This is a genomic window from Lichenifustis flavocetrariae, from assembly GCF_026130545.1.
In the GTDB taxonomy this organism is placed as follows: Bacteria; Pseudomonadota; Alphaproteobacteria; order Rhizobiales; family Beijerinckiaceae; genus Lichenihabitans; species Lichenihabitans flavocetrariae.
On record NZ_JAMOIM010000002.1, the window covers coordinates 210,018 to 227,691 of the forward strand.

A 17,674-nucleotide genomic window follows, 5' to 3' on the forward strand; every position below is an offset into this window, starting at 1 on the left:
AAGCCGAGGCGAGTGGTCTTTTCAGGTCGATAAAGCCCGCTTAGCGAAAGTTCGGTGGTTTGTGACAAAATAAATTTGGGAGCGGTGGATCGCCCATCGCTCCCTTTGTCATTCGGCCCGGATGAAATCCGCGATCAAAGTGGGCGCCGAGGTGTCGAAGCCGACGACGTCCATCATGCTTGCATCTATCGGGTCGGCGATGCTGAAGCCGTTGGACACGCGACCCGCCGCCACAAGCTTCGCCTTGATCCCGGTCTTGCGGCAGTCCTGCAGAGCTGTGCCGAATGGACGGGCCGGTGCGGGCCAGGATTCGCTATGGATTGCCCTCGATACACACCCATCGATCAAGGCCTGCCCCCATGGCGCCTGCAACATAAAGCTGGCGCCACCCACGACCATACGGCACTTCAGGGGGCATGATTCCACTCGTCTTTGCCAGCCTCACCTCGCGGCTTGATCCTCGTCTCCAATCAGATCCGCCCCTGGTGCGGCCGCGCACGTGAAAGCACGCGTCCGCAAACTGGTCACCGCGCTCGGGGAAACGTTCTGGATTGTGCCTGGCTCTATGGTTCTTGCGGGGATTCTCCTCGCCTTGAGCCTGGTCAGCCTTGACCGCAGTGGGATCGTTCCTCCGGCATTGCTGCAGAGCGCGTGGCTTTACAACGGCGGCGGCACCGGTGCACGCACGCTGCTCGGTGCCGTGGCGTCGTCTACCATCGGTGTGGCCGGCACAGTGTTCTCCATCACCATTGCGGCCTTGTCGCTCGCTGCTGGTCAGATGGGGCCTCGCCTATTGCGCAACTTCACGAAGGATCGCGTCAACCAGATCACCCTCGGGAGCTTCCTTGGAACATTCTCCTACGCCCTGATGGTTTTGCGCAGTGTCCGGACGCAGAACGAGGGTGAATTCGTTCCGCACGTCTCGATGAGCGTCGGCATCCTGCTCGCCTTCGTGTGCGTGGGGATGCTGGTTTTCTTCGTCAATCACATGGCGGGGCGCATCAACGTCGACACCGTGATCGAACTCGTCAGCCAGGACGTGACGGCGACCCTGCAGCGCCTCGCCACAGAGGAGCCCGGAGCCTCCCTTCCCTCGTCAGAAATGTGGCGGTCGGCCAGGCCCGTGAGCGACCCGCGCCGCGGCTATCTTCAACACCTTGACGAAGAGGGGCTCGCTGACTGGGCTGCGGCGCATGGAACACGTATCCGTCTGCTGGCTCGGCCCGGCGACTACGTCTTTCCTGGCGCGCCGATTGCGCTGGCCATGCCGCTCATCGAGGGCACCGATGCCGCTATTCGAGACGCAACCGCCCTTGGCCCCCAACGCGTGAGTGCCGCCGATCTCGAATTCGCCGTGCGTCAGTTGGTCGAGGTGGCGGTCAGGGCCTTGTCGCCCGGCATTAATGACCCTCACACCGCCATGAGCGTCCTGGAGCGCCTGGGCGCGGCTCTCTGCGAGCTTGTTCCGCGTCACCTGCCGAGTGGAGTGTCGGTCAGGGAGGGGCGCGCGGTTCTGCTCGTGCCTCGCGTTGATTACGATGGGCTGACGGACACCATGTTCCACATGATCCGGCAAAATGCGGATGGCAGCGCCGCCATCCTCATTCGAATCCTCGAGGTGCTGACCGCCGTGGTAAGTTGTGAGGCCCAGCCGAGGCGCGTCGCAGCCCTTCAGCGGCATGCCGACCTCGTGCTCAGTGACGGGGAGCGGAGCATCGAGACGCCCTCCGATCTGCTTGATCTGCGCATGCGACATCGTCGCTTCGCAGCAATGCGGTCAGGCGGTCCAGCTGCCTGCGTCGATCGACTGGATTTCTGATTTGGCGGCCCCCAAACACATCTTGTGGTCGTCCCAAAATCATCGCCGGCCTTCATTGCAGGTGGCCGCAGCGTGACCCTGATGCCTTTCGACGTCGCCGCCATCCTGATCGTCCTTGCGGCCGCCTTCGCCTATCTGAACAACCGCTTCATCCGACTTCCGTCATCGGTCGGCTTGACGCTGATGGGGGCATTCTCCTCGTTGATCGTCTTGGCTGTGGATCGGCTTGTGCCGGCCAGTCGAGCAACGGACGACATTGTTTCCCTGATCACCAGCATCGACTTTCACCAGACCCTGATGAACGGCATGCTGTCTTTCCTGCTTTTCGCGGGTGCACTTCACGTCGACTGGGAAGAGATGCGGCGAGGACGCTGGCCGATCCTGGTTTTGAGCACGATCGGTGTCCTGCTCTCGACGACGCTGATCGGCGGTGGCTTCTATCTGTTGTCGGGCTGGCTCGGACTTGCCGTGCCACCGATCTGGTGCCTGGTCTTCGGCGCCCTCATTAGCCCGACCGACCCGGTGGCCGTTATGGGCGTCCTCAAACGGACCGATGTGTCGCCGACCTTGCAAGCGACTGTCGCCGGCGAGAGCCTTTTCAACGATGGCGTTGGCGTCGTGGTGTTCTCGATCCTGTTGAGCGCGGCGTCAGGCGGCGAAGCCTTTTCGGTACCCCACGCGCTCGAACTTTTCGCCATCGAAGCTGGCGGTGGGGTCGTGCTTGGTCTGCTCATCGGCTGGATCGCCGTCCGAGCGATGCAATCGATCGACGAATACAACGTCGAGGTGATGATGACACTCGCAGTGGTCATGGGCGGTTACGCGCTTGCCAACCAGATCGATGTGAGTGGCCCCGTCGCCATGGCGGTCGCGGGAATCCTGATCGGCAATCACGGTGTCGCCCAAGCCATGAGCGAGACGACCAAGGACTACCTACTAAAATTTTGGTCGCTCGTGGACGAAATCCTCAACGCCATCCTTTTCCTGCTGATCGGCCTCGAAGTGATCACCGTCTCGCACGACCTTCGCGTGCTGGCACTCGGTGCGCTGGCCATTCCGCTGGCACTCGCGGCCCGCACCGCCTCGGTGCTGTTGCCCTTGGTTGTCCTGCGTCCTGTCCTGCGGCTCGGTCCGCAAGCGCCCGCCACCCTGATTTGGGGCGGCCTGCGCGGCGGCATATCGGTGGCACTCGCTCTGAGCCTGTCCGATACGTCGTCGCGCGCGGTCATACTTGCCGCGACCTACATGGTCGTGCTGTTTGCGGTGATTGCCCAGGGCGCCACGATCGAACGCCTGTTGGCACCGAGCGTCAAACGGTAAGCAAACTGCCGGATCGACTTGTCATACCGCTCGCCTCAGCCCCAAGCTCGGAGGCAGGCGGTCGTGGTCTCGGTGTCAAAATCGAGTCGCCGTGGAAACGAGCCAAGCCGGCGACCAATCCACCAGAACGGCCTCGATGATCTTGTCGAGTCCGAACAGGATCCCTCCCCCGAACAATACGAGAAGCAGTCCGATCGCAATCTTGGCTGCCTTGCCGGCGTCCAAGAGGCCGCCGCGAGCAATCTGCAATGTCTGGCGCGACAATACCCCGAGAGCAAGAAGCGGAACGGCGGCGCCAATGCCGAAGAACAGCATGACGCATGCGACCTCACCCAGGTTATGGCCCTGCGCCGCCATCAGAGATGCGGCCCCGAGTGTCGGCCCGACACAAGGTGACCAGACAAGGCCGAGGAGCAGCCCAATGCCAAATTGGCCCGCAAGCCCCGATGCAACAGGATGCCCCATTCGTTGGTCGGCCCAGTTGGCAACCGGCCCGGATACAGTGGCAAACCTGACCTGCAGCGAGGGCACCAGGAGCATCAGGCCCACCAACACCATCACGATGGCGCCCGCGGAGCGGAAAACACTTCCATCAATGTTGAGAGCGTAACCAATCGTGGCCACGAAGAGGCCTACGATCGTAAACGACATCGCAAGACCGCCGGCAAGAACAAGCGGCCCGAACCGATGGGTCGAGAGCGCTGGCGCAAGCACGAGAGGGACAAGTGGCAGCACGCATGGCGACAACATCGAGGCGAGGCCCGCCACGAAAGCAAAGCCGAATGCAGCACCCATGCGCCTAAACTGATTTGTCGAGCATGGCTTCGATCGACACGCTATTGGTATCGCCGGTGGAGCGAGCCACTTCCTTGCGACCCGCAAAACAGATCAGCGTGCTCTGCATGCGGACGTTGAATTTGCGCAGAAGGTCCTTCTGCGAATCAAAATCGATCTGAAACGCTACGACGTTCTGGAACTTGGGCTTTTGGCTTAAATCGGACAGAATTGGTTTCTGAGCTTTGCAAGTAGGGCACCAGGGCGCCGTCACCTCGACCAGGATAGGCTTGCCTGCCGCCTGAGCTGCCTCGAAGCTCTTCTCACTGAATGGTTGAGCCTCGAATGCGAAAGCGCGCGTTGAGGCCGTGAGACCTGCGGCGAGCACAAAGCCCAGCAAAACGGAACGCCTGTCGATCATATTCGAACTCCTTCGAGATTCCCGCATCGGCCAGATACGAAGATCTTCGTCCTCCGACCGGGCGAGGTTACAGTCTTTCTTGAATCTCGATGGGGATTATCGGCAACAGGTGCCGAGCAGGGTCGGGGCATGCGGTTTGGGCACGACAACGCTCTCGTCGGAGCCTCGCCGAAGGATTGCATCGGAACAGTCGGGCCCACATCGATCGAAGGGGACCGGCGCACGCCAGGATTGTGGCCGGCACCGAGCTAGGCCGGCCCTTTGGCCACGGCCCACGCGTCGGCGACCACCCCAACCGTCATCCTGACGTTCGCGACAAGCCTCAGTTCTGGCGCGCCACCATCATGTTCTTGATCTCCGAAATGGCCTTGGCTGGGTTCAAGCCTTTCGGGCAGGCCTTCGCGCAGTTCATGATGGTGTGGCAGCGGTAGAGCCGAAACGGGTCCTCGAGGGTGTCGAGCCGATCACCCGTCGCCTCGTCGCGGGAGTCGATCAGCCAGCGGTAGGCCTGCAGCAGGGCGGCCGGGCCGAGGTAACGATCCCCGTTCCACCAATAACTCGGGCAGGAGGTCGAGCAGCAGGCGCACAGGATGCACTCGTAGAGACCGTCGAGCGCCTGCCGCTCGGTCGGCGATTGCTTCCATTCCTTTTCGGGCTGTGGGCTGGTTGTGTGCAGCCACGGCTCGATCAGGGCATGCTGCGCATAAAAGCGGGTGAGGTCGGGCACGAGATCCTTGACGACCTCCATGTGCGGCAAGGGGTAGAGCTTGATCGCTCCCTTCACCTCGTCCATGCCCTTGGTACAGGCGAGTGTGTTGGTGCCGTCGATATTCATCGCGCAGGAGCCGCAGATGCCTTCCCGGCAGGAGCGGCGGAAGGTCAGCGTCGAATCGACCTTGGACTTGATCCAGATCAACCCGTCGAGGACCATGGGACCGCAATCGTCGCGGTCGACGAAATAGGTGTCGATGCGCGGGTTTGCCCCCGTGTCAGGGTCCCAGCGATAGACCTTATACTCCTGCAGCCTTTTCGCGCCGCTGGGCTTCGGCCAGGTCTTCCCCGGCTTCATCTGCGAATTCTTGGGAAGTGCGAGTTCGACCATGGGGGCTGATGCCTAATGGAACTTGTGCCGGCAAGCGCTCAAGACCCTGCTGCGGCGGTGTTTCGGGAATGCTTCCTACGCTCGTAGCGAACGAGGTTATTGTCGGCGGGGCGGGCGTTTTGCGAATGACGCGCACGGCCCGCTTCATGATCAATAAACCCGTGCTTTGGGCTCCACGTACTGGACCTCGTTCGACATCGTGTAGGTATGCACCGGCCTATAGTCGATCACGGCCTGACCGGCCTTCACATCGAGCCACGAGAGCGTGTGCTTCATCCATTCCTTGTCGTCGCGCTTCGGATGATCCTCACGTGCATGCGCGCCCCGCGACTCGGTGCGGTTCGCGGCACTCTCCATGGTCACCACCGCCTGGCCGATCATGTTGTCGAATTCGAGTGTCTCGATCAGGTCGGAGTTCCAGATCAGTGACCGGTCGCTGACCCGCACATCGGATGCGCCTTTGTAGACGTCACGGATGAGCTTGACGCCCTCCTCCAGCACTTCACCGGTACGGAACACCGCGCAATTGCTCTGCATCGTGCGCTGCATCTGCAAACGAAGCTCTGCCGTCGGTGTCGAGCCGGCGGCATTGCGGAAGCGATCGAGGCGCGATAACGCCGGGTCGGCCGAGCCCTTGGGCAATTCGGACTGTTTCTCACCGGGCGTGACGATCTCGGCGGCCCGCAGGCCGGCGGCGCGGCCAAACACCACCAGGTCGATCAGAGAGTTCGAGCCGAGGCGGTTCGCCCCATGCACAGAGACGCAGGCGGCTTCTCCCAACGCCATCAGGCCGGGCACGATCGCGTCCGGGTTGCCGTTGACCTTGGTCAACACCTCACCGTGATAGTTCGTTGGAATACCGCCCATGTTGTAATGGACCGTCGGCAAGACCGGGATAGGCTCCTTGGTGACATCGACGCCAGCAAAAATCTTCGCCGATTCGGAAATCCCGGGCAGCCGTTCGTGCAGGATCTTCGGGTCGAGGTGATCGAGGTGCAGATAGATATGATCCTTCTGCTTGCCGACGCCCCGCCCCTCGCGGATCTCCATGGTCATGGCGCGCGACACCACGTCACGCGAGGCAAGGTCCTTGGCCGATGGCGCATAGCGCTCCATGAAGCGCTCACCCTCGGAATTGGTGAGGTAACCTCCTTCGCCGCGCGAGCCCTCCGTGATAAGACACCCTGCCCCGTAGATGCCGGTCGGATGGAACTGCACGAATTCCATGTCCTGCAACGGCAAGCCGGCGCGCAGCACCATGGCGTTTCCATCGCCCGTACACGTGTGGGCCGAGGTCGCCGAGAAATAGGCGCGGCCGTAACCGCCTGTCGCAAGGATCACGAGATTGGCACGGAACCGGTGGATCGTTCCGTCATCCATCTTGAGCGCCACGATGCCGCGGCAACGCCCCTCCTCCATGATGAGGTCCAGCGCAAAATATTCGATGAAGAACTCGGTCTTGGCCCGCAAGGCTTGGCCATAGAGCGTATGCAGGATCGCGTGCCCGGTGCGGTCGGCAGCCGCGCAGGTGCGCTGGGCTGTGCCCTTACCATAGTCCGTTGTCATGCCCCCGAAGGGACGCTGGTAGATTTTGCCCTCGTCGGTGCGCGAGAAGGGCACGCCCCAATGTTCGAGCTCGTAGACGGCAGCCGGCGCGTTCTTGCAGAGATATTCGATGGCGTCCTGGTCGCCGAGCCAGTCCGACCCCTTGACGGTGTCATACATGTGCCAGCGCCAATCATCTGGCCCCATATTGCCGAGCGACGCCGAAATGCCGCCCTGGGCCGCCACCGTATGTGACCGGGTGGGGAACACTTTGGTGACGCAAGCCGTCCGAAGTCCGGCTTGGGCGCAACCGACAGTCGCCCTTAAACCGGCGCCGCCGGCGCCGACGACGACGACATCAAACGTATGATCTGTGATCGGATAGGCCGGGCTTGTGCCCGCCCCATTGCTGCCGTTGCTGGCCATAGAACATCCCCGTCGACACCTTCATCGAAGGTATCCGCGCATTTCAGATCAGGTAAAACTCAGCCGCAGCACGGCGTAGACACATGCCACGGCGACGATGACGGCAAAGAACAGGTTTGCCGCGAGGCTCCAGTCCTTCAGATGCTCGCCATGGATATAATCCTCGATGATCGTCCGCATCCCGAGCTGCATATGGTAGAGGCTTGCACCGATGACCAGCAGCATCACGATCGCGGGAAAAGGTCGCGCCATGATCTCATGCACTTCATCATAGGTCCTCCCCACCAATGAGAGGACGAGCCACACGAAGGCGATCGTCAGCGGCACAAGGGCCAGCGAGGTGAGCCGCATATGCTGCAGGCCAGCAGTGCCGGATTTGGCTGAGCCGAGATACCGGACGCGGCGGGCTTCGTTCTTGGCGTGACGTGGATTGTCGCTCATCGAGCCCTCAACGCAATGCGAAAGCAGCGGCCCAGACCAGGACCGTCAGGACAATGCCGCCAATCAGCGTACCCTGGGCCAGCCATTCCCTTTGCGGGTGGTCCATGCCCCATCCTGAATCCCAAAGGAAATGACGCAAGCCGCCGAGAAGGTGGTGAAACAAGGCCCAGGTGAAACCGAGGAGGACGAGCTTGCCCAGGATGGAATCCATGAACCAAGCGACGGTCGCGAAGGAATCTGGCCCGCTTGCCAAAGCAATCAGGAACCACGCCAGCAACAGGGTGCCGACATAGAGGGCCACCCCCGTGATGCGATGCGCAATCGACATCATCATCGTGAGCATGGGGGTATAGATTTGGAGGTGGGGCGACAGGGGACGCTGGTGCCGGACCGGGGCCGTGGTCGGCCCGGAGAGATCGGCCATAAGGTGCCTCAATGAATGTAACGCGGAACTGATATAAGGAACCATCGCAGCGCACAACAGGTTCGGGCCCGGCGGAACCACACGCTGTGCCCAAATCCGGGTCACCAGCGGACATCGTGCCGCGCCCGCTGCCGCCTCGGCTCGGCGTTGACAATCCGAACCGTGCCTTGTTTCGCTTCAAACCGTCGCGCGGATCATCAGCCACGCTCCCACTGGATTTGGCATTTCATGACTGTGCAACCGCCATCCGGACATCTGCCCCCTCCGGCGTCCTGTGACATCATCGTCGTGGGCGCTGGCGCCGTCGGGCTCGCCGCCGGGATCGGCCTTGCCGGGCTGGGCTTTCACGTGACGCTCGTGGGCCAGCCAGCGACGCAGCGGCCTGGCCGAACGGTGGCAATGCTGCAGGGATCGGTTGCGTTGCTCGACGATATTGGCGTGTGGACAACGCTGGCCCCCTCGGTGGCGCCTTTGCGGACGATGCGCCTCGTCGATGCCACGGGCTCACTGTTCAGCCCGCCACCCGTGAGCTTCCGGGCTTCGGAGATCGGTCTCGACGCATTCGGCTACAATGTCGACAACGCCGCGCTCGAGCATGCGCTTCAGGCTGTGGCAACAGCCACACCGGGACTTACGGTTGTCACCGCGTCGGCAAAAGACTTTGCCTATGGTGACGGCGAGGCCCTTGTCACGACGGATCGACAGCAGCGATTCTCGGGTCACCTGCTGGTTGCGGCCGATGGACGCCAGTCCCAGGCCCGCAAGGCGGCCCGCATCGGCGTCCGTGTCACGGACCATCCTCAGACAGCCCTGACGGCAATTTTCAGGCACGAGGCCCCTCATCACGACACCTCAACAGAATTTCACACACGCCAGGGTCCATTCACCCTCGTACCCATGCCCCCGACCTCTGCGGGGGTGCACCGGTCGAGCCTCGTGTGGGTGATGAACCCAAAGGAAGCGGCGCGCCGGCGTCTCCTTGCGGCGGCGGATTTCGCGCGTGAAGCGGAAACGCAATGCACGAGGCTGCTGGGCGATATGACGCTCGACAGCCAAATCGGAGCGTTTCCGATCGTCACGAGCTCGGCCCTGCGCCTGACCGCGAAGCGATTGGTCTTGATTGGCGAAGCGGCCCATGCGCTGCCGCCGATCGGTGCACAGGGCCTCAATCTCAGCTACCGAGATGTCATAGCCCTTGTCGACCACCTGCGTGCAGCAAGGGGGCACCGCGAGGATATCGGCGCCATTCAAGGCCTCGACCACTATGCCCGCGCACGAACCGGCGATGTGATGGCCCGCACCGCGGGTGTAGGCGCCCTGAACGGATCGCTTCTCAACCACCGGACCGGCATGGATCTGATGCGCGGACTGGGGCTTGCGGCTCTCGGCGGCATCGCGCCGCTCCGCCGCTTGGCAATGCGACAAGGGTTGGCCGCGAAGGAGCGGCTTCCCGCACCCACTTGACGCATGTCCCCCTCATCGGTCATCAAGCGCCCTCTTTCGCGCGCAATTGCGGTGTCCGGATCTTATTTTGTCGCTTCGATCGCTTTGGACATCGTGTCGACACCGGATCGAATATGTCCTGTTTCGTGCCGTCGGGACACTATTTGGCGCCTTGAAGGTCGAAACGGCCTCACGTGTCTCCGGCAGCTTGTGGCGTCATGTGGCGCCCATGACCCATCGTCACGGCCGCGCGCTCGGTCATCTGCGTGACGCCTTCCCGGAGAAGACCGAGGCCGAACGTGAGGCGATCGCGCGAGCCATGTGGGAAAACCTCGGCCGCACCTTTGCCGAATCGTTCCACCTGAAGGCTATCGCGGCGAGCGATCGGGTCAGGATGGAGAATGTCGAGTTGCTTCAGCGCTGGGCCGCTCGGCCGGGCGGAAAAGTGGCCTGCGCCGGACATTTGGGCAATTGGGAACTCGCGATCCTCGGCATCATGCAGGCGGGCGCTCAGCCCTGGAGCATCTACCGGCCGATGAATAATCCGTTGGTGGACGCCGAAGTGCTGCGCATGCGGAGCTTCCTCTACACGGGCGGTCTCGAGCCCAAGGGGCCAAGCATCCCCCGGCAATTTCTCAAAATCGTGCGCGACGGAGGGACGATCGGCTTTCTGAGCGATCAGCGGGAAAACAACGGCATCGTCGTGTCCTTGTTCGGCAAGCCGGCGCCGTCCACCACCTTCCCGGCCATGCTGGCGCGCAGCATTGGAGCGCCGATCCTGATGGTCCGCATGCGGCGCCTGCCTGACGTCCGTTTCGTACAATCCTTCGAGCTCCTAGAGATCCCCGAGACGGACGATCGCAAAGCCGACATCGAGGCCGCGACCCTTGCCATCCAGCAGACCTTCGAACGATATGTCCGGGACGCGCCGGACCAATGGATGTGGGCTCATCGGCGCTGGAGCTGAACGGATGCGAATAGCGACCTGGAACGTCAATTCCATCCGGCAACGCCTTGAACACGTTCTCGGATATCTTGCGAGTGTCGCACCCGATGTGTTGTGCCTGCAGGAACTGAAGTGCGCCGACGAGGCATTCCCGCGCACCGAGATCGAAGCTCAGGGCTATCATTGCCATGTGCACGGTCAAAAAGGCTTCAATGGCGTCGCGATCCTGGCCAAGCAGCCGCTCGAGGCCTCCTCCGGTCTGCCGGGCGACCCCGACGATGTCCAGTCCCGCTACATCGAAGCCAAAGTGCCGGACGGTGCCGGCTCCATCCATGTCGCTTCGATCTATCTGCCGAACGGGAACCCTGTCGGGAGCGAAAAATATCCCTACAAGCTGGCCTTCATGGATCGACTGATCGCCCATGCGCGCCAACGCTTGAACGAAGGTGCCACGCTAGTGCTCGCGGGCGACTACAACGTGATTCCCGAGGCGCGAGACGTGGCCGACCCGGAGAACTGGATCGACGATGCGCTTTTCCTCCCGCCCACGCGGGAGCGTTTCAGAACCCTGCTGTCGCTCGGACTGACCGATGCGCTGCGGGCGACGACGGATGCGGCCGGCCTCTACAGCTTCTGGGACTATCAGGCGGGAGCCTGGCAGCGGAACAAGGGCATCCGAATCGACCACCTGCTCCTCTCGCCCTCGGCAGCTGACCGGCTCCTGGACGTCACGATCGACAAGGACACCCGCGCGGCCGACAAACCGTCCGATCACGTGCCGGTCAGGATCGAGCTTCGGTAGTTTGCCGATACGGATACGGTCGCGGCCATGGGTCGCACAGCGGCGTCTCCTGATGATGATTGTCACGACATCTCGAAGGAATTGTCGAGAGAGGCGGACTTTCCGGCATGGTCCTTCGTGCCTTAGCGGCTTTTGCACCTTTGATTCATGTCAATCTGGATTGACGCCACGCACCGAAAGACGCCATCTTCTCCTTGTTACATCCAGGAAAGGGAGGCTGGCTTGAAACTTATAAAAGTGCTGGCAGGTGTTGTACTGCTCTCAAGCGCTCACAGCGCGTTGGCGCAAGACGCCGCTGATGGGGACGCTGCTGCCGGCGCCAACAAAGCGAAGATCTGCAAGACCTGTCATCAATTCGGGGAAGGCGCAAAGAATGCGATCGGACCCGTGCTCAATGGTGTCGTGGGCCGGAAAGCGGGGACCTATCCCGGGTACGATTATTCGGAAGCCAACAAGAACTCCGGAATCACCTGGGACGAGGCTACATTGAAGGTCTACCTCAAGAACCCGAAGGCCAAAGTCCCTGGAACGAAGATGAGCTTCGTTGGATTTCAGAAGGATTCCGACATCAACAATGTGGTCGCGTTTCTGAAAACCCTCGGTCCGGACGGCAAGACAAAGTAAAACCGCTCTCGTTCGCGTGTCTGCAGATCGGTGGATGTTTCGTCGCGCGATGGCGCGACGTCTTGAAGCTCAGGGCCTCAAGCAGACGAAAGCATCATGGGCGATCTGATCAGAAGCGGGCATCTGGTCGAGGCCATTCTGGCACTGACGGCGGTGGAATGGCTGGCGCTGTCGGCCTACCACCGTCTCACCGGACGGGGCGTGCCGCCACGGGACTTCAACCGCAACTTGCTGTCCGGCATGCTGCTGCTGCTGGCTCTGCGCGAGGCGCTGGTGAACGGGTGGTGGGGTTGGATCGCAGCAAGCCTCACCGGCGCACTGGTGGCGCATGTGGCAGACCTGGGACATCGTTGGATCCGATGACGACAACGTGGTCTGTCGCCTCTTAGCGACGCTGCGCGAAACACGACGCTCACGGCCTCCAAGTTCAATCCTGACTGGAAACGTCGACGATGGCAGCGCACTTTCCTTTTTCGGCGATCGTGGCACAGGACGACATGAAGCTCGCGATGCTGATCGCGGCGATCGACCCCGCGGTCGGCGGGGTCTTGGTGTTTGGCGACCGCGGCAGCGGCAAGTCGACCGCGGTGCGGGGATTGTCGGACCTTTTGCCGCCAATGTTGGTCAACGCTGGTTGCCTCTATAATTGCGACCCCGCCACGCCGGCACTGTTTTGCTCGGATTGCAGCGCCCGTTCTCTTCAAGGTCCTCTGAAAACCAAGAAAGTCCCCGTTCCCGTGGTCGATCTCCCGCTCGGCGCCACCGAAGACAGGGTCGTCGGTGCGCTCGATCTGGAGCGTGCCCTGGCCCACGGCATCAAGGCCTTCGAGCCTGGACTACTCGCCCGCGCGCACCGTGGCTTCCTCTATATCGATGAAGTGAACCTGCTGGAGGATCACATCGTCGATTTGCTGCTCGATGTCGCAGCGTCCGGCGAGAATATCGTCGAGCGCGAAGGCTTGAGCGTCCGCCATGCGGCCCGGCTCGTTCTCGTGGGCACCGGCAACCCCGAAGAAGGCGAATTGCGGCCCCAGCTTCTCGACCGGTTCGGGCTCTCGGTCGAGGTGAAGACGCCCACAGAACTTCCGTTGCGGATCGAGGTGGTGCGACGACGGGATTCGTTCGAACGAGATCCCGCCGGCTTCAAGGCACAATGGTCGAGGGAGGATGCCCGGTTGCGCGAACGCCTCGTCGAGGCACGCAGCCGGCTGCCCGATGTGACCGTCCCGGATGCGGCGCTCGAACGGGCCGCGACGCTCTGCATCAAGCTCGGGACCGATGGTTTGCGTGGCGAACTCACCCTCATGCGGGCGGCCCGGGCTCTGGCGAGCTTCGAGGGCGCGGCGCATGTGGACGACGGCCATCTGCGACGTCTCGCCCCCTCCGCACTCCGCCATCGCTTGCGGCGCAATCCGCTTGATGATTCGGGCTCCACCGCGAGAGTGGAACGCGCAGTCGCGGAGGTGTTCGCGGCATGACCCGACCGGCGGTCGATCCGACGGAGTGGACCGACCCAATGTGGGCGGCCCTACTCTGTGCGGTCGATCCCTTCGGCTTCGGCGGCGTTGTCCTTCGCGCTCGAGCCGGGTTGGCGCGCGACCGCTGGCTCGCACAGATGCGCGAACTGCTGCCGCCTGAGACACCCTGGCGCCGATTGCCGATGAGTACCGCCGAAAGCCGTCTGTTCGGCGGGTTGGATCTGGCCGCCACGCTGGCGGCAGGTCGTCCCGTTGCCGAACGGGGACTGCTGGCCGACGCGGACGGCGGCATCCTGCTCATCCCCATGGCGGAACGCCTCACCGTCCCCCTGGCGGCACGCCTCGGATCGGTACTGGACAGCGGCCAGGTGATTGTCGCGCGCGACGGTCTCAACGGCACATCGGGCGCGCGGGTCGCGATGATCGCGCTCGACGAAGGAATTGACGAGGAGCATCTGGCAGCGGTCCTCCGAGACCGCATGGCCTTCCTGGTGGAGCTCGATCAGGTCGTGCCCGATCCTGTCGTCGCCGATGGCCGGGAGACGGTAAAGCACGCGCGCGACCTCTATGCCGATGTCGTCGCAGACGATGCGATCCTCACCGTCTTGTCCGGGACCGCGGTCGCACTCGGAGTCGACTCGCTGCGGGCGACCATCATGGCCGTGAGGGCGGCGCGTGCGGCTGCGGCGCTTGCCGGTCGTGAGACCGTCACGACCGAGGATGCGGCAATCGCCGCCCGCCTCGTCCTGGCGCCCCGCGCCACACGTCTACCGGCCGCATCCGATGCCCCTGAGGCGCCGTCGCAAGAGCCTGGGCGGCAGACTCCGAGCGAGCCGGATAGCGGCCCGTCGCAGCATCCAGGCGCGAACGAGGCTCTGGAGCAGCATGGCACCCAGGAGGCGCCGAACGACATGGTTCTGGCGGCCGCCAAGGCCGCGATCCCGCCCGGGTTGTTGCTGCGCCTCCAGAGCTTGATGGTCATGCGCACATCGAAAGATGCCGCAGGCCGAGCCGGAGCGATGCAAGAGACGGCCAAGCGGGGCCGCCCTTCCGGGGTGCGGCGCGGCGTGCCCGGCGGCACCGCACGACTGAACGTGATCGAGACTCTTCGTGCCGCGGCTCCATGGCAGAAGCTGCGAGGTCGCGGCGACTCGGCCGCCGTGCCGCCGCCCCGTGTCATGATCCGTCGCGACGATCTGCGCATCACGCGCTACAAGCAGCGGACCGAAACAACCACGATCTTCGCGGTCGACGCCTCGGGGTCCCTCGCCGTCAACCGTCTCGCCGAAGCCAAAGGCGCGGTCGAGTTGCTTCTCGCGGAATGCTACACACGCCGCGACCAAGTGGCCCTGCTCGCCTTTCGCGGCAGGGGCACCGAACTGGTGCTCCCGCCGACCCGCTCGCTCACCCGCGCCAAGCGCGGTCTGGCGGAACTTCCGGGCGGTGGCGCCACACCGCTTGCCGGTGCCATCGATGCGGCGGTGACGCTCGCCGAGCAACTTCGGCGGCGTGGTCAGACTCCCTTGGTGGTGTTTCTGACTGACGGCCGGGCCAATGTGGCCCGTGATGGCACGACCGGGCGGGCGCGAGCCGAAGACGACGCGGGCGCTGCCGCAAAGGCGGCAGGCGCGACAGGTATCCGCATGCTGGTGGTCGACGCTTCGCCCCGCCCCCAGGCCCAGGCCCGCGCATTGGCGACCGCCATGAACGCCATGTATCTCCCCCTGCCGCGCGCAGAAGCAGCGACTCTGTCGCAGGCCGTCCGGGCAGCCGGAGGGGCATGAACCGACGGCTGTACGTTCGCTAAGCTCAGGGAGATTGCGTCTCTGCCAATCGCGACCGCACAATGGTCGTACCCTGAAGGGATCCAAAATGGTTTGAAAACGGGACCGAACCTCTCTTTGATGGTTATCTCCAACGAGAGTTGACCGGAAGGCACATCAGTCGGCCAGCCGTTCATTAAAGTGGACATTGAGAGGAGCGGCGCATGACCGTGGCACCCAAGCAGCAACACGCCGGTCCGCCCGATCACCGTGGCAGTCGATCGCGGCATCAACCGCGCGGGCATCGATTGAGCAAGGCAGTGATTGGCATTCCTTTGCTGGCAGCCAGCGCCTGGCTTGGCCGCGCCGCGAAACAGATACCTCACAACCTCGACCTGCCGCCGCCCGTTCCGGGAACTCATACTTCGCTTGAGACAGCTTTCGGCAGGCTCGCCTTCTATGCCGCCGATGCAGTTGCCGTTTCCGGTGAACCGCCTCTGCTTCTTGTCCACAGCATCAATGCGGCCGCCTCGGCCTATGAGATCAAGCCGATCTTCGAGAGGAGCCGCGGCCGGCCTGTCTACGCCCTGGATCTGCCGGGCTACGGGCTCTCCGAACGCCGGGCGGAGCTCTACACGCCCCGGATCATGACAGACGCAATTCTATCAGCGGTGGATGAGGTCGCTCGCCGTCATGGTCCGGGTCCGATCGACGCTCTGGCGCTCTCGTTGTCGAGCGAGTTTCTGGCCCGCGCCGCGACGGAGCGACCCGCGGCGTTTCGGTCTCTGTCTCTGATCAGCCCAACGGGCTTCGACAAGAGAAGCCCACGCAACGGCCCGCCGGGGTCGAATCGCGGCATGCCCAAGCTCTACAGAGGGTTTACGTTCGGTCTCTGGCGCCGGCCCTTCTTCGACCTGCTGACGAGCCGGGTCAGCATCCGGTATTTCCTGGAAAAAACCTTCGGCTCGAAGCAGGTCGATCAGAGCCTGATCGACTACGATTATCTGACGACGCATCAACCTGGCGCCGAACATGCGCCCTTTTCCTTCATTTCAGGATTTCTGTTCAGCAACGACATCTCGCGCATCTACGATGCCCTGCGGCTTCCGATCTGGATGGTGCACGGGGTGCGCGGTGATTTCCAAGACTACAGCGGAAAGCGGATGGTCGAAAATCGTGCGAACTGGTCGATCGAGGTCTTTCAGACGGGTGCACTGCCCCAGTTTGAGATCCCTGATCGGTTCCAGGACCGCTTCGAGGCCTTCCTGGCCACGTTGCCCGCACCCGCAACGGCTATTCCACAAGATCGAGATGGGAATTTGCCCGCACAACAACTGTGAGCGAGCCGAGGGTGGGTGAGGAGCGCCATCCCCTGCACGACGTCCGCCGAGCCAGCGACAATCTTCCTGCGGGTGGATTGGTTTGGGAGAACGAAGGACGCGACTGGCCGCATCGAGACGCGAGCAGGTTCATCGAGGCCGGTGGCCTGACGTGGCACGTCCAGGTGATGGGCTCCGGGCCTCCCCTTCTCCTCCTTCATGGCACGGGCGCCTCGACCCATTCCTGGCGCGATCTGATGTCACCGCTGGCGGCCCGATTCACGGTGATCGCTCCGGACCTGCCGGGCCACGCTTTCACCGGTCGATCGGACGTCACCCGGATGTCGCTGCCAGGAATGGCGGCGGCGTTGAGCAGCCTGCTGCAAAGGCTGGGTCTTTCGCCGCGTTTGGCAGCGGGTCATTCGGCGGGTGCCGCGATCTTGGCGCAGATGTCTCTCGATCGGCAGATCGCGCCGGCCGGGATCATCAGCCTGAATGGTGCCTTGCTGCCTATCGGCGGCATCGCTGGCCAGATCTTCTCACCCTTGGCCAAGCTGATGGCGAGCAGCCCGACGGCGGCGCGTTTGTTCTCATGGTGGGCCAGCGACGAAAGCGTCGTCGATCGGCTGATGGCCCAGACCGGATCGCGGCTCGACGCGAAAGGACTTGCCTTCTACCGCCGCCTCGCGCGCGACCCTCATCACACCGCAGGTGCGTTGGCCATGATGGCCAACTGGGATTTGGCCGGGCTACAGCGCCGGCTCCCCGGCTTGCCGGTTCCCCTCGTTCTCGTTGTCGGCAGCCGCGATCGAAGTATCCAGCCTAGCGAGGCCTATCGTATTCGGCGGCTACTGCCTGGAGCTCAGGTCGAGCAGCTCAAGGGTCTCGGTCATTTGGCGCATGAAGAGCGGCCGGCCGAGATTGTCGATGTCATCAAGCGCTGGGCCGTGGTTTGGGATGTCATCGAAGAACCGACCGACGATGTCGCGTCGGCCGGGTTTGGCCAGAGCTAACGGCGCGTCAAGCG

General features: G+C 63.1%; 18 protein-coding genes. 11 read left to right on the forward strand and 7 right to left on the reverse strand.

All coding sequences use genetic code 11. The features are described from left to right. Nucleotides 1-108: 108 nt before the first annotated feature. Nucleotides 109-399: a hypothetical protein gene (locus tag M8523_RS04430; RefSeq protein WP_282583625.1), complete on the reverse strand. Its 291-nt coding sequence runs from the start codon at nucleotides 397-399 to the stop codon at nucleotides 109-111. A 100-nt stretch (nucleotides 400-499) separates the two neighbouring features. Between M8523_RS04430 and M8523_RS04435 the strand changes: the two genes are divergently transcribed. Further along, nucleotides 500-1,819, forward strand: a complete 1,320-nt coding sequence (locus M8523_RS04435; RefSeq protein WP_282583626.1) for a DUF2254 domain-containing protein — start codon at nucleotides 500-502, stop codon at nucleotides 1,817-1,819. Between the two features lie 81 nt (nucleotides 1,820-1,900). Continuing rightward, nucleotides 1,901-3,139 carry a cation:proton antiporter gene (locus M8523_RS04440; RefSeq protein ID WP_282583816.1) on the forward strand — a complete coding sequence of 413 codons (1,239 nt, stop codon included), beginning with the start codon at nucleotides 1,901-1,903 and terminating at the stop codon, nucleotides 3,137-3,139. Nucleotides 3,140-3,214: 75 nt separating this feature from the next. Here the strand turns inward: M8523_RS04440 and M8523_RS04445 are convergent, their stop codons facing one another. The 6 genes from M8523_RS04445 to sdhC all read right to left on the reverse strand — a co-directional run bounded on the left by M8523_RS04445 (nucleotide 3,215) and on the right by sdhC (nucleotide 8,272). Then, nucleotides 3,215-3,934, reverse strand: a complete 720-nt coding sequence (locus M8523_RS04445) for a cytochrome c biogenesis CcdA family protein (protein ID WP_282583627.1) — start codon at nucleotides 3,932-3,934, stop codon at nucleotides 3,215-3,217. A gap of 4 nt (nucleotides 3,935-3,938) precedes the next feature. Next, nucleotides 3,939-4,334, reverse strand: coding sequence for a thioredoxin family protein (locus M8523_RS04450; protein WP_282583628.1), 396 nt, complete (start codon nucleotides 4,332-4,334; stop codon nucleotides 3,939-3,941). 322 nt (nucleotides 4,335-4,656) lie between these two features. Then, nucleotides 4,657-5,436 carry a succinate dehydrogenase iron-sulfur subunit gene (locus tag M8523_RS04455; protein WP_282583629.1) on the reverse strand — a complete coding sequence of 260 codons (780 nt, stop codon included), beginning with the start codon at nucleotides 5,434-5,436 and terminating at the stop codon, nucleotides 4,657-4,659. Between the two features lie 150 nt (nucleotides 5,437-5,586). After that, nucleotides 5,587-7,407, reverse strand: a complete 1,821-nt coding sequence (gene sdhA, locus M8523_RS04460; protein WP_282583630.1) for a succinate dehydrogenase flavoprotein subunit — start codon at nucleotides 7,405-7,407, stop codon at nucleotides 5,587-5,589. Nucleotides 7,408-7,455: 48 nt separating this feature from the next. Then, complete coding sequence (gene sdhD / locus M8523_RS04465; RefSeq protein WP_282583631.1) at nucleotides 7,456-7,848, reverse strand: succinate dehydrogenase, hydrophobic membrane anchor protein; 393 nt, start codon at nucleotides 7,846-7,848, stop codon at nucleotides 7,456-7,458. 7 nt (nucleotides 7,849-7,855) lie between these two features. Next, entirely contained in the window at nucleotides 7,856-8,272 is a 417-nt protein-coding gene (gene sdhC / locus M8523_RS04470; protein WP_282583632.1) for a succinate dehydrogenase, cytochrome b556 subunit, read from the reverse strand. Between the two features lie 228 nt (nucleotides 8,273-8,500). On the opposite strand from sdhC, the gene M8523_RS04475 reads away from it, so the two are divergent. The 9 genes from M8523_RS04475 to bchO all read left to right on the forward strand — a co-directional run bounded on the left by M8523_RS04475 (nucleotide 8,501) and on the right by bchO (nucleotide 17,660). After that, nucleotides 8,501-9,736: an FAD-dependent monooxygenase gene (locus tag M8523_RS04475; RefSeq protein ID WP_282583633.1), complete on the forward strand. Its 1,236-nt coding sequence runs from the start codon at nucleotides 8,501-8,503 to the stop codon at nucleotides 9,734-9,736. 67 nt (nucleotides 9,737-9,803) lie between these two features. Further along, nucleotides 9,804-10,682, forward strand: a complete 879-nt coding sequence (locus tag M8523_RS04480) for a lysophospholipid acyltransferase family protein (RefSeq protein ID WP_282583634.1) — start codon at nucleotides 9,804-9,806, stop codon at nucleotides 10,680-10,682. Between the two features lie 4 nt (nucleotides 10,683-10,686). Next, nucleotides 10,687-11,463 (forward strand): exodeoxyribonuclease III, encoded by a 777-nt coding sequence (gene xth, locus M8523_RS04485; protein ID WP_282583635.1) that lies wholly within the window; start codon nucleotides 10,687-10,689, stop codon nucleotides 11,461-11,463. A gap of 231 nt (nucleotides 11,464-11,694) precedes the next feature. Further along, the gene (locus M8523_RS04490; RefSeq protein WP_428349882.1) at nucleotides 11,695-12,087 is read left to right on the forward strand and encodes a c-type cytochrome; all 393 of its coding nucleotides are present in this window, start codon (nucleotides 11,695-11,697) and stop codon (nucleotides 12,085-12,087) included. 96 nt (nucleotides 12,088-12,183) lie between these two features. After that, on the forward strand, nucleotides 12,184-12,450 hold the full coding sequence (locus M8523_RS04495; RefSeq protein WP_282583637.1) for a hypothetical protein: 267 nt from the start codon (nucleotides 12,184-12,186) through the stop codon (nucleotides 12,448-12,450). 89 nt (nucleotides 12,451-12,539) lie between these two features. Then, the gene (gene bchI, locus M8523_RS04500; RefSeq protein WP_282583638.1) at nucleotides 12,540-13,565 is read left to right on the forward strand and encodes a magnesium chelatase ATPase subunit I; all 1,026 of its coding nucleotides are present in this window, start codon (nucleotides 12,540-12,542) and stop codon (nucleotides 13,563-13,565) included. Then, nucleotides 13,562-15,349, forward strand: a complete 1,788-nt coding sequence (locus M8523_RS04505) for a magnesium chelatase subunit D (protein ID WP_282583639.1) — start codon at nucleotides 13,562-13,564, stop codon at nucleotides 15,347-15,349. The genes bchI and M8523_RS04505 overlap by 4 nt, the downstream gene beginning before the upstream one ends. 203 nt (nucleotides 15,350-15,552) lie before the next feature. Further along, complete coding sequence (locus M8523_RS04510) at nucleotides 15,553-16,668, forward strand: alpha/beta fold hydrolase (protein ID WP_282583640.1); 1,116 nt, start codon at nucleotides 15,553-15,555, stop codon at nucleotides 16,666-16,668. 32 nt (nucleotides 16,669-16,700) lie between these two features. Then, entirely contained in the window at nucleotides 16,701-17,660 is a 960-nt protein-coding gene (gene bchO / locus M8523_RS04515; RefSeq protein ID WP_428349884.1) for an alpha/beta fold hydrolase BchO, read from the forward strand. The last annotated feature ends 14 nt before the right edge of the window (nucleotides 17,661-17,674 follow it).